Raw genomic sequence first — 12,392 nt, forward strand, 5'->3', positions numbered from 1 at the left:
GCCATCATGGCGCGCATGGGGGCCGTCCAGTCTGGCAGACACCTCGCCTTACGGCGTCGATGGAAGTCGCTAGCCGGCTAGCCAGCTAGCTGGTCCCTCACCGGCAAGAGGTGATGTCATGACTTTCCAGGACAGGAACGAGGCCGCCGAGCGGCTAGCCGAAGCGCTCTCCGGCTACGCCGACGCCCATCCCCTTGTGCTGGCCATTCCACGGGGCGGCGTGCCGATGGGCAAGATACTCGCCGACCGGCTCGGTGGCGAACTGGACGTGGTCCTGGTCAGGAAGCTAGGGGCGCCATTCGACCGCGAGATGGCGGTCGGCGCGGTCGATGAACGCGGCTGGGTCTACGTGACGCCCTACGCAGCACGAGTTGGCGCCGACTCCAGCTATCTCAACCAGGAGCGCGACGAACAGCTTGCATTGCTGCGCCGCCGCCGGCAGCAATACACGCCGGGGCGCTCCGCGCGTGCGCTGAACGGGCGCACGGTGATCGTGGTGGACGATGGGCTTGCCACGGGCGCCACCATGATTGCCGCATTGCATGCCGTGCGGCAGCAGCATCCTGCCCGGCTGGTATGTGCTGTGCCCGTGGCCGCGCCGGCTTCGCTCGCCGAGGTGCGGCGTTACGCGGATGAGGTGGTCTGCCTGCGGTCGCCGGCCAATTTTTCCGCTGTCGGTGAGCACTACCGGGAGTTTCCGCAGGTTGAGGATGAGGAAGTGGTGGCTTGCCTGGAGGGAGATTCGGGGCAGCACGGGGAGGGGCGTTTGGCGGGACGGGAGTAGAGATGGGCGTTCTGGAGGTGGTGTTTCTGGTCTTTTCCGACGGGTGCCGGGGGTCAAGACCTTCTTCCCCGCGTTGATAACACTGAAACTCCAACGCGCAATAGGTCTCGAATACGTTGAGCGCCAAGGGGTTGGCGATCGGCAAATAGGCGACACGTCGCTCACGCTCCGTCACTCAATGCAAGACTGCCGCACAAGAGCGTCACGCTAATCCCCCCCGAGCGCGCCGTGCGCCCTGACGCCGCTTCCGCCTTCGGCTGCGTATAAGCAATCTCCAGCCGATACGCCAGTGCCATGAACAGCGATTGTTCCAGGCAAAGCGTACTAGTCAGCGACCGGAACCCGAACGTCGCCCCATCCTGCACCGGCAGCAAAACCCGCACATGATCCGCCAAAGGACTAAGAGGACTATCGCCAATGACAAGGACGCGCGCTCCGCGTCCGGCCGCTTCCTGCACCGCCAGCAGCGTCTCCTGGGCATACGGCTCGAACGACACGGCGATCATCACATCGTCCGGCTTGAGCGCTCGCAGTTGCCCCTGCTGCATCTGTCCCAGCCCGTTTAGCCACTGGATCGGTTTGCCCGTGTGTTGCAGCGCGTAAGCGAGGTAGGTCCCCACCGGGAAGGCGCGGCGCGACGCCGCCAGCCAGATCGAGGGGGCTTGCACCAGGAGTTCCACGGCCTCGTCGAACAGCGTGTCGGCCACCCCGCGCCGCAGGGCTTCCAGGCTTTCCATGCTTCCGGCGATGACCTCCTGCGCGATGCCAGTGGCGGAGAGCGGCCCTTCACTGGCCCGTATGGCGGCGCACCAGGTTGCACAAGGCGGACATAGCCACGGCCTGCTGCAACAGCGCATGCATGCGAGCCAGCACGCGGGAACCGAGCAGGTTGCCGCGCATCGTCCAACCCCGGACGCGCCACGCGCCCGGGCACCCCGCCCACCGCTAGCCCGCGCGCCGCCCGGGCAACAGCCCGGCGTATTCCCGCCCCAGGTACGCCGCCGTATGTTCTAGCAGGAACGCGCGGCAACCTTCGCTCGCGGGCATCAGCCGCTTGCTCGCCATGTGCGCGATATGCCAGACGCGTTCGATCGGCGTGCCGGACACATCCAGCAGTGCAATCTCGTTGGTGCGCAATTCCAGTGACAGAGTGTGCAGTGACAACAGGCTGATGCCCATGCCGGCCATCACGGCCTGCTTGATCGTTTCGTTGCTGCCCAGGGTGACCACTTTGGCCGGCGCGAACAGGTGGTGCTTGAACATTTCCTCGGCCACCGTGCGGGTGCCGGAGCCGGGCTCGCGCAGCAGGAAGGTTTCGTGGCGCAGTTCTTGCAGATCGAAGCCCTCTGCCTCGCGCAGCGGATGCCGCGGCGAGGCCACGATCACGTGCGGGTGCGTGGCGATGGGTTCCGAGACGGCAACCAGCTCGCGTGGAGGCCGGCCCATCAGCGCGAGGTCGATTTCGTTGTCCTGCAGCAGGCGCAGCAGCGTCTCGCGGTTGCCTTCGGCAAAGCGCACGTCCACGTTCGGGTAGCGCGCTGAGTAGCCAGCGAGCAGCCTTGGCGCGAAATACTTGGCGGTGCTGATCAGCCCGATCGAGATCGAGCCCTGGTCGATGCCCTTGACCGCCTGCAGCCCGTCCTCGGCGTCTCTCACCTCGCCCAGGATGCGCGAGGCGTGATGCAGGAGGCGGTCGCCGGCCTCGGTCAGGGTGAGCTGGCGGCTGACGCGCTCGAACAGCGACAGCCCGACCACGGACTCGAGCTGCTTCACCTGCATTGAGACCGCCGGCTGGGTCAGGTGCAGTTCCTCGGYCGCCCGCACGAAGCTGGCGTGCCGGGCAACGGTGACGAAGATCTGCAGCTGGCGAAGGGTGAGGGAGCGGAGGAAGGACATGGCTGGAACGCACCACCTTAAGGGATCCCTTATATGCGGACTAAGAATATCTGAATTTACCTTATGGGGATAGCTGGATATCTTCTCCCTCAAGACGCAGCAACGCAGCAACGCAGCCAGGCAGCCAAGCCGCCAACCCACGGGAAGGAATACATCATGAACGCACCTGAGACGATCCAAGCCGCCGCCAAGCCACGCAAGCGCTACGACGCCGGCGTGATGAAGTACAAGGAGATGGGCTATTGGGACGAGGGCTACGAGCCCAAGGACACCGATCTGCTCGCACTGTTCCGCATCACGCCGCAGGCGGGCGTGGATCCGGTCGAGGCTGCCGCCGCGGTAGCCGGCGAATCGTCCACCGCTACCTGGACGGTGGTGTGGACCGATCGCCTGACCGCCTGCGATATGTACCGGGCCAAGGCCTATCGCGTGGATCCGGTGCCGAACAATCCCGAGCAGTTTTTCTGCTACGTGGCGTACGACCTGTCGCTGTTCGAGGAAGGCTCGATCGCCAACCTGACCGCCTCCATCATCGGCAACGTGTTCAGCTTCAAGCCGATCAAGGCGGCCCGCCTGGAAGACATGCGCTTCCCGGTGGCCTATGTGAAGACCTTCGCCGGCCCACCCACCGGCATCATCGTCGAGCGCGAGCGCCTTGACAAGTTCGGCCGCCCGCTGCTGGGCGCCACCACCAAGCCCAAGCTGGGCCTGTCGGGGCGCAACTACGGCCGCGTGGTCTATGAAGGCCTGAAGGGCGGGCTGGATTTCATGAAGGACGACGAAAACATCAATTCGCAACCCTTCATGCATTGGCGTGACCGCTTCCTGTTCGTGATGGATGCGGTCAACAAGGCATCCGCGGCGACCGGCGAGGTCAAGGGCAGCTACCTCAACGTGACCGCCGGCACCATGGAGGAGATGTACCGGCGCGCCGAGTTTGCCAAATCGCTCGGCTCGGTGATCGTCATGATCGACCTGATCGTGGGCTGGACCTGCATCCAGTCGATGAGCAACTGGTGCCGCCAGAACGACATGGTGCTGCATCTGCACCGTGCCGGCCATGGCACCTACACCCGCCAGAAGAACCATGGCGTGTCCTTCCGCGTGATCGCCAAATGGCTGCGCCTGGCCGGGGTCGATCATATGCATACGGGCACTGCGGTGGGCAAGCTCGAAGGCGATCCCCTCACCGTACAGGGCTATTACAACGTCTGCCGCGACGCCCATACGAAGACAGACCTGACGCGCGGGCTGTTCTTCGACCAGGACTGGGCCTCGTTGCGCAAGGTGATGCCGGTGGCCTCGGGCGGCATCCACGCCGGCCAGATGCACCAGTTGCTCGACCTGTTCGGCGACGACGTCGTGCTGCAGTTCGGCGGCGGCACCATCGGCCATCCGCAAGGCATCCAGGCCGGGGCGACGGCTAACCGTGTGGCACTGGAAGCGATGGTGCTGGCACGCAACGAAGGGCGCGACATTGCCAACGAGGGACCGGACATCCTGCGCGACGCCGCCAAGTGGTGCTCGCCGCTGCGGGCCGCCCTCGATACCTGGGGCGACATCAGCTTCAACTACACGCCGACCGACACCTCGGATTTCGTGCCCACCGCATCGGTGGCCTGAGCGCGCCGCGCGCCCTGATCGAGGCCATCCGACACCAACGAACAGAGACGAGGACATCATGCGCATTACACAAGGCACTTTCTCCTTCCTGCCCGAGCTCACCGACGCACAGATCACCAGCCAGGTCGAGTACTGCCTGGGCAAGGGCTGGGCAGTCGGCATCGAATACACCGACGACCCGCATCCGCGCAACACTTACTGGGAGATGTTCGGCCTGCCGATGTTCGACCTGCGCGATGCCGCCGGCATCCTGCTGGAGGTCAACAACGCGCGCAAGACCTTCCCCAACCACTATATCCGCGTGATGGCCTTCGACGCGACCCATACGGTGGAGTCGGTGGTGATGTCCTTCATCGTCAACCGTCCCGCGGACGAGCCGGGCTTCCGCCTGGTGCGTCAGGAAGAGCCAGGCCGCACGGTGCGCTATTCGATCGAGAGCTACGCCGTGCAGGCTCGCCCCGAAGGCAGCCGTTACTAAGCCAGCCGGCACGTTGCCGGCCTTTCGCCGACCCTTTGCCGACCTTTACGGAGGACGCCATGTCCGCGCCAGAATCCCCCTCGCACCTGCGGCAGCCCGGCACGCTGGCGGACGTGCTTGCCAGCTCGGGCATCGCCGGCTTGCTGGACCAGCTCGACCGCGAACTGATCGGCCTGGCCCCGGTGAAATCGCGTATCCGCGATATCGCGGCGCTGCTGCTGGTTGACAAGCTGCGGGCGGCGCGCGGGTTCAGCGCCGGCGCGCCCAGCTTGCACATGTGCTTCACCGGGAACCCCGGCACCGGCAAGACCACCGTGGCCATGCGCATGGCGCAGATACTTCATCAGCTGGGCTATGTGCGCCGGGGGCACCTGGTGGCGGTCACGCGCGACGACCTGGTCGGCCAGTACATCGGCCATACCGCGCCCAAGACCAAGGAAATCCTGAAGAAGGCGATGGGTGGCGTGCTGTTTATCGACGAGGCTTATTACCTCTACCGGCCCGAGAACGAGCGCGACTACGGCCAGGAGGCCATCGAGATCCTGCTGCAGGTGATGGAGAACAACCGGGACGACCTGGTGGTGATCCTGGCCGGCTACAAGGACCGCATGGACCGGTTCTTCGAATCCAATCCGGGCATGTCCTCGCGCATTGCCCATCACATCGATTTTCCCGACTACCAGGTCGACGAACTGGGCCAGATCGCCAACCTGATGCTGGATGCGATGCACTACCGCTTCGACGAGCAGAGCCGCCGCGTCTTTTCCGACTACCTGGTACGCCGCATGGCGCAGCCGCACTTTGCCAATGCCCGCAGCGTGCGCAACGCGCTCGACCGCGCGCGGCTGCGGCACGCTTCGCGCCTGCTGCGCGACCCCGGCGCGGTCGCCGATGACCTGGCGCTGACCACCATTACCGCCCCCGATCTGCTCGCCAGCCGCGTGTTCGCGCCGGCACCCGACAAGGAGTGAGCCATGCAAGCCCTGATCTTCGATGTCGATGGCACCCTGGCCGATACCGAGTCCGCCCATCTCCATGCCTTCAATGCGGCGTTTGCCGAAGTCGGTCTCGACTGGTGCTGGGATACGGCGCTCTACACACGCCTGCTCAAGGTGGCCGGCGGCAAAGAGCGACTGCTGCACTACTGGCGCATGGTGGACCCAGAGGAAGCGCGCGGCAGCAAGGTGGCTGAAACCATCGCGGCGGTGCACGCCATCAAGTCCCGCCACTATGCCGAGCGCGTTGGCGGCGGCGCGCTGCTGCTGCGCCCCGGTATTTTGCGGCTGATCGAGGAAGCCGGCCAATCCAGCACGCCCATCGCAATCGCCACCACCACCACGCCGGGCAACCTCGATGCGTTGCTGCGCGCGCCATTGGGCGCGGGCTGGCGCCAGCGCTTTGCCGCCATCTGCGACGCCGGCACCACCGCGGTGAAGAAGCCCGCGCCGGATGTCTACCTGGCGGTGCTGGCGCGGCTTGGCCTGGAAGCGGCCGATTGCCTGGCGCTGGAGGATTCCGAGAATGGCCTGCGCGCCGCGCAGGCGGCCGGCATTCCCGTCGTGATCACGCCAACCGCCTATACCGCGCAGGAACGCTTCGACGGCGCGCTGCTGGTGCTGCCGCATCTTGGCGATCCCGCGGAGCCAATGCCGCAGCACCTGCCTGGCGCGGACCACCGCTGGGCCGATCTGGCCGCGCTGCGCCGCTGGCATCGCGGCACCTTGTTCGAGGCCGCCTGATATGCGTACCCATGACCATGAAGGCGGCAATAGCCGCACGATTCGCCTCGCGCCCTCGATCCTGTCCGCCGATTTCGCGCGGCTGGGCGAGGAAGTGCGCGCGATCGAGGCGGCGGGTGCGGACCTGGTGCATTTCGACGTGATGGACAACCACTACGTGCCCAACCTGACCATCGGCCCCCTGGTGTGCGAGGCGATCCGCCCGCATGTCTCCATCCCCATCGACGTGCACCTGATGGTGGAGCCGGTCGATGCGCTGATCCCGATGTTCGCCAAGGCTGGCGCCTCGATCATCACCTTTCATCCGGAAGCGAGCCGCCATGTCGACCGCACTATCGGGCTGATTCGCGAGCACGGCTGCAAGGCCGGCCTGGTATTCAATCCGGCCACGCCGCTGGACTACCTGGCCCACACGCTGGACAAGCTCGACATGGTGTTGCTGATGAGCGTGAATCCGGGCTTCGGTGGGCAAAAGTTCATTCCAGGCACGCTCGCCAAGCTGCGCGAGGCGCGTGCCCGCATCGACCGGCACGTTGAGGGCGGCGGCCAGCCCGTCTGGCTGGAGATCGACGGCGGCGTGAAGGGCGACAACATTGCCGAGATCGTTCGTGCGGGCGCGGATACGTTCGTCGCCGGCAGCGCGGTATTCGGCGCGCCGGATCCGGACGGCGGCTACCGCGCCGTTCTTCGGCGTTTGCGAGAGGCGGCGCTGGCCTAGCGCCGCGCTCCGGCACGCAAAGCAAAGACAGATAAAAAGAGGAGACCTGCCATGCCACAGCAAAACCACCCACACCGAATGACCTTGACGCAATTCCTGATCGAGGAGCGCCGCCGCTATCCGCAGGCCAGCGGCGGCTTCAACGGCCTGATACTCAACGTCGCCATGGCCTGCAAGGAAATCGCACGCGCCGTCGCGCTTGGCGCGCTAGGCGGCCTGCATGGCAGCGCCGACGGCGCCGTCAACGTACAGGGCGAGACGCAGCAAAAGCTCGATGTGCTAAGCAATGCTGCCTTCCTGCGCGTCAACGAGTGGGGCGGCTACCTGGCCGGCATGGCGTCGGAGGAAATGGAGGCGCCTTACCAGATCCCGTCGCAATATCCGCGCGGCAAGTACCTGCTGGTGTTCGATCCGCTCGATGGCTCATCCAATATCGATGTCAACGTCTCGGTGGGCAGCATTTTCTCCGTGCTGCGCGCACCGCAGGGCGTGGATGCGGTGGCCGACCAGCATTTCCTGCAACCCGGCACGGCCCAGGTCGCGGCCGGCTACGCCATCTATGGTCCCACCACCATGCTGGTGCTCACCGTGGGCAATGGCGTCAACGGCTTCACGCTGGATCCCAACCTCGGTGAATTCTTCCTCACCCACGCCAACCTGATGGTGCCGCCGGACACGCACGAGTTTGCCATCAACACCTCCAACAGCCGCTTCTGGGAGGCGCCGGTGCGGCAGTACATTGCCGAGTGCGTGGCGGGCAAGACCGGGCCGCGCGGCAAGGATTTCAATATGCGCTGGATTGCCTCGATGGTGGCCGAAGCGCACCGCATCCTGATGCGCGGCGGCGTCTTCATGTATCCACGCGACAGCAAGGACCCGGCCAAGGCCGGTCGCCTGCGCCTGCTGTACGAGGCCAACCCCATCGCCTTCCTGATGGAGCAGGCCGGCGGGCGCGCCAGCACCGGCCGGCAGCCGTTGATGTCGGTCCAGCCGGGCGCGCTGCACCAGCGCATCGGCGTGGTCTTCGGCTCGCGCAACGAGGTGGAACGGATCGAGCGCTATCACAGCGATCCGCCCGGCGCCGAGCTTCCTAATCCCCTGTTCAACGAACGCAGCCTGTTCCGCGTCCCCGCCTGAGGTGCATGGTCATGTCCGAACGCTATCCCATCATCGCCATTACCGGCTCCTCCGGCGCCGGCACCACCTCCGTCACCCGCACCTTCGAGAACATCTTCCGCCGCGAAGACGTGAAATCCGTGGTGATCGAGGGCGACAGTTTCCACCGCTACAACCGCGCCGAGATGAAGGTCCGGATGACCGAGGCGGAGCAGAGCGGCAATATGAACTTCAGCCACTTTGGCCCCGGCACCAATCTCTTTGGCGAGCTGGAAAACCTGTTCCGCACCTATGCCGAGTCCGGCACCGGCATGCGGCGACGCTACCTGCACAACGCCGACGAGGCCGCCGCCTTCCAGCAGGAGCCCGGCACCTTTACCGCCTGGGAGCCGCTGCCGGAGGACGCCGAGCTGCTGTTCTACGAGGGCCTGCACGGCGGTGTGGTGACTGATGAGGTCAACGTGGCCCGCTATCCCGACCTGCTGATCGGCGTGGTGCCAGTGATCAACCTGGAATGGATCCAGAAGCTGTGGCGCGACCAGAAGCAGCGTGGCTACTCGAGCGAGGCGGTGACCGACACCATCCTGCGGCGCATGCCGGACTACGTCAATTACATCTGCCCGCAGTTCTCGCGCACCCACGTGAATTTCCAGCGCGTGCCGTGCGTGGATACCTCCAACCCGTTTATCGCCCGCGAGATTCCGGCGCCGGACGAAAGCATGGTGGTGATCCGCTTCGCCAACCCTAAGGGCATCGACTTCCAATACCTGCTGAGCATGGTGCATGACTCCTTCATGTCGCGCGCCAATACCATCGTGGTGCCCGGCGGCAAGATGGAGTTGGCCATGCAGTTGATCTTCACCCCCTTTGTGCTGCGCATGATGGAGCGCCGCAAGCGCGCCGACTTGTGAGAACCCGACCATGAACGCACCAGAACGTATCGATTCGGCGGCGCGCTGCGCCAACGCACTGCGCTTTCTCGCAGCCGACGCGGTGGAGCAGGCCAGGTCTGGCCATCCGGGCGCGCCCATGGGCATGGCCGAGATGGCCGAAGTGCTGTGGCGGCATCACCTGCGCCATAACCCCGCCAACCCGGCATGGCCCGACCGCGACCGCTTCGTGCTCTCCAACGGCCATGCTTCCATGCTGCTGTATGGGTTGCTCCACCTGAGCGGCTACGCGCTGCCGATGGCGCAGCTGCGCCAGTTTCGCCAGTTGCATTCGGCCACGCCGGGGCATCCGGAAGTCGGCCACACACCGGGCATTGAGACCACCACCGGCCCGCTCGGGCAGGGTCTGGCCAACGCGGTTGGCATGGCGCTGTCGGAGAAGTTGCTGGCCGTCCATTTCAATCGGGCTGGCCATACCATCGTCGATCATCACACATATGTGTTCCTTGGTGACGGCTGTTTGATGGAGGGCATCAGCCACGAGGCCTGCTCGCTGGCGGGCACGCTTAAGCTCGGCAAGCTGATCTGCCTTTACGACGATAACGGCATCTCCATCGACGGCGACGTGTCGGGCTGGTTTGCCGACGATACGCCGCGGCGCTTTGAAGCCTATGGCTGGCATGTGATTCCGAACGTCGACGGCCACGATGCGCATGCCATCGATGCTGCCGTCCGCCAGGCCAAGGCGCAGGGCGAGCGGCCCACGCTGATCTGCTGCAAGACGGTGATCGGCAAGGGCGCGCCGGCCAAGGCCGGCGGGCACGACGTGCATGGCGCGCCGCTGGGCGCGCAGGAGATCGCCGCCATGCGCGAAACGCTCGCCTGGGACGCCGAACCGTTCACGGTGCCGCCCGACGTGGCTGCCGCCTGGGACGCGCGTGCGCTGGGCGCCGAGCGCGAGGCAGACTGGAACGCACGCTTCGCCTGGTACAGCACGGCGTATCCGGAGCTGGCCGCGGAGTTCCTGCGCCGCGATCAGGGCAGGTTGCCGGAAGGATTCGAAGCCGGGTTGATGGCCTTGCTGGAGACGCCATCGGCCCTGCACGGCAAGATCGCCACGCGCAAGGCATCGCAGCTCACGCTGGAAGCGCTGACCGCCGCCTTGCCCGAACTGCTGGGCGGCTCGGCCGACCTGACCGGCTCCAACCTGACCGACGTGAAATCCTCCATCTGGGTCAACCATGCCGGCCAGGGCAACTACGTCAGCTACGGCGTGCGCGAGTTCGGCATGGCGGCGGTGATGAACGGCATGGCCCTGCACGGCGGGCTGATTCCGTACGGTGGCACGTTCATGGTGTTTTCCGACTACGCCCGGAACGCCATCCGCATGGCCGCGCTGATGCGGCAACGCGTGATCCATGTGCTCACCCATGATTCGATCGGTCTGGGCGAGGACGGTCCCACCCACCAGCCGGTCGAGCACGCGGCCAGCTTGCGGCTGATCCCGAACAACCAGGTCTGGCGCCCTTGCGACGGCGTGGAAACCGCGCTCGCCTGGCTGGATGCGGTGCAGCGCGGCGACGGGCCGACCTGCCTGCTGCTGTCGCGCCAGGCGCTGACGCCGTTCGCGCGCGATGGCGGGCAACTTGCCGGCATTCGGCGCGGCGGCTATGTGCTGCAAGACGCGGAGGCGCCGCAGGCGGTGCTGATCGCCACCGGTTCGGAAGTGGAGATTGCGGTGCGTGCCGCTGCCCACCTGGCCGAAGAAGGGATCCGCGCGCGCGTGGTGTCGATGCCCTGCGTGGAGCGCTTCCATGCGCAGGACGCGGCCTACCGGGAAGCGGTGCTGCCGGCCGGTGTGCCACGCATCAGCGTGGAAGCCGGCGTCACCTGGTTCTGGCGCGCGGTGGTGGGCGAGCAGGGCGCCACTGTGGGAATCGATACCTTCGGTGCCTCGGCACCGGCCGAAGCGCTGTACCAGCACTTTGGCCTGACGCCGGCCCGGGTCGCGGACGCGGCGCGCGCGCTGCTGGGGAGGCCGTGATGCGCAGCGCACCGGACACGCCTTGCGCCGCGGTGCTGATCGACCTCGACGGCACCCTGGTCGATACCGCGCACGACATTGTGGAGGCCGCCAACCGCATGCTGGACGAGCTGGGCCGCGCGCCATTGCCCTTCGACACCATCAGCGGCTTTATCGGCAAGGGCGTGCCCAACCTGGTGCGGCGCGTGCTGGAGACCGCGGGAGTCGGGCAGGGCGGGGCGGAGTCCGCCGAGGCGCTGTTCCACCGCCACTATGCCGAAGTCAACGGACACCTGGGCCGCGTCTTCCCCGGCGTGCAGGCCGGACTGGCGGCATTGCAGCGCCAGGGCTGCCGGCTCGCGTGCGTGACCAACAAGCCCAGGGCGCTGGCGGCGCCGCTGCTGGCCATGACCGGCCTGGCCAGGTACCTGGAGGTCCTGGTCGGCGGCGACTCGATCGCGCAGATGAAGCCGGACCCCGAGCCGCTGCGCCATGCGTGCCGGCTGCTGCAGGCCGAGGCCGCGCACAGCGTGCTGGTGGGCGACTCGGCGGTGGACGTGGCGGCGGCGCGCGCCGCAGGCATGCCGGTCTTCCTGGTGCGCTACGGCTATGCCGGGCCCGGCGGCGTTGCCGCGCTGGGTGCCGACGCGGTGATCGACTCGCTGGAGGACCTGCCGGCGCTGCTCGCACCCGCGCGCCGGATACGGGCTTGAACCGGACAGGGCGAGGGGAGCGAACAGGCAGTCAGTCAACCTCGTTCAGAAGTCCGATGAACCAGTTATGAACCACTTTTGAACCACTTTTGAACCACACAAAACAACCATACGGAGACAGGGAGCCATGAGCATCAAGGTTGCCATCAACGGCTACGGCCGCATTGGCCGCAACGTGCTGCGCGCGCACTACGAAAGCGGCAAGCACCATGACATCGAGGCCGGCAAGGGCCGCGACGGGATCCGCGTGCTGGCCCAGCGCAATCCGGCTTCGTCCAGCTTCGACGCGACCCTGACCAAGGTCTCCGGCGCGCTGGTCAAGGTTTGCAGCTGGTACGACAACGAATGGGGCTTCTCCAAGCACATGCTGGATACCGCGGTGGCGTTCGCCAGCGCCCACTAGGAGCCGTGC

The 12,392-nt window shown here is 66.2% G+C and carries 12 protein-coding genes and 1 pseudogene; 11 read left to right on the forward strand and 2 right to left on the reverse strand.

Annotated elements, in window-relative coordinates:
* Positions 1–118 precede the first annotated feature (118 nt).
* Entirely contained in the window at positions 119–784 is a 666-nt protein-coding gene (locus AC1DQR_RS06475; RefSeq protein ID WP_477132747.1) for a phosphoribosyltransferase, read from the forward strand.
* Positions 785–945: 161 nt separating this feature from the next.
* Here AC1DQR_RS06475 and AC1DQR_RS06480 read toward each other — a convergent pair whose 3' ends face one another.
* On the reverse strand, positions 946–1,521 hold the full coding sequence (locus AC1DQR_RS06480) for a MurR/RpiR family transcriptional regulator (protein ID WP_477132748.1): 576 nt from the start codon (positions 1,519–1,521) through the stop codon (positions 946–948).
* Between the two features lie 208 nt (positions 1,522–1,729).
* A complete protein-coding gene (locus AC1DQR_RS06485; RefSeq protein ID WP_477132749.1) occupies positions 1,730–2,680 on the reverse strand; it encodes a LysR family transcriptional regulator in 951 nt (316 codons plus the stop codon).
* A gap of 156 nt (positions 2,681–2,836) precedes the next feature.
* On the opposite strand from AC1DQR_RS06485, the gene AC1DQR_RS06490 reads away from it, so the two are divergent.
* From AC1DQR_RS06490 to AC1DQR_RS06535, 10 genes and pseudogenes are all read left to right on the forward strand, one after another.
* Positions 2,837–4,303 (forward strand): form I ribulose bisphosphate carboxylase large subunit, encoded by a 1,467-nt coding sequence (locus tag AC1DQR_RS06490; RefSeq protein WP_416048517.1) that lies wholly within the window; start codon positions 2,837–2,839, stop codon positions 4,301–4,303.
* 58 nt (positions 4,304–4,361) lie between these two features.
* The gene (locus AC1DQR_RS06495; protein ID WP_416048518.1) at positions 4,362–4,781 is read left to right on the forward strand and encodes a ribulose bisphosphate carboxylase small subunit; all 420 of its coding nucleotides are present in this window, start codon (positions 4,362–4,364) and stop codon (positions 4,779–4,781) included.
* A 59-nt stretch (positions 4,782–4,840) separates the two neighbouring features.
* Positions 4,841–5,752, forward strand: coding sequence for a CbbX protein (gene cbbX / locus AC1DQR_RS06500; protein WP_416048519.1), 912 nt, complete (start codon positions 4,841–4,843; stop codon positions 5,750–5,752).
* A gap of 3 nt (positions 5,753–5,755) precedes the next feature.
* Positions 5,756–6,520: an HAD-IA family hydrolase gene (locus AC1DQR_RS06505; protein WP_416048520.1), complete on the forward strand. Its 765-nt coding sequence runs from the start codon at positions 5,756–5,758 to the stop codon at positions 6,518–6,520.
* A gap of 1 nt (position 6,521) precedes the next feature.
* Positions 6,522–7,238: a ribulose-phosphate 3-epimerase gene (rpe, locus tag AC1DQR_RS06510; protein ID WP_416048521.1), complete on the forward strand. Its 717-nt coding sequence runs from the start codon at positions 6,522–6,524 to the stop codon at positions 7,236–7,238.
* Between the two features lie 51 nt (positions 7,239–7,289).
* Entirely contained in the window at positions 7,290–8,375 is a 1,086-nt protein-coding gene (locus AC1DQR_RS06515; protein ID WP_416048522.1) for a class 1 fructose-bisphosphatase, read from the forward strand.
* A gap of 11 nt (positions 8,376–8,386) precedes the next feature.
* Positions 8,387–9,265, forward strand: coding sequence for a phosphoribulokinase (locus AC1DQR_RS06520; protein ID WP_416048523.1), 879 nt, complete (start codon positions 8,387–8,389; stop codon positions 9,263–9,265).
* A 10-nt stretch (positions 9,266–9,275) separates the two neighbouring features.
* The gene (gene tkt, locus AC1DQR_RS06525; protein ID WP_416048524.1) at positions 9,276–11,288 is read left to right on the forward strand and encodes a transketolase; all 2,013 of its coding nucleotides are present in this window, start codon (positions 9,276–9,278) and stop codon (positions 11,286–11,288) included.
* Positions 11,288–11,980: a phosphoglycolate phosphatase gene (gene gph / locus AC1DQR_RS06530; RefSeq protein ID WP_416048525.1), complete on the forward strand. Its 693-nt coding sequence runs from the start codon at positions 11,288–11,290 to the stop codon at positions 11,978–11,980. The genes tkt and gph overlap by 1 nt, the downstream gene beginning before the upstream one ends.
* Before the next feature lie 262 nt (positions 11,981–12,242).
* Positions 12,243–12,383, forward strand: a pseudogene (locus tag AC1DQR_RS06535) (erythrose-4-phosphate dehydrogenase); the annotation flags it as partial.
* Positions 12,384–12,392: the final 9 nt, after the last annotated feature.

It is taken from the genome of Cupriavidus sp. 05L411 (genome assembly GCF_056398045.1).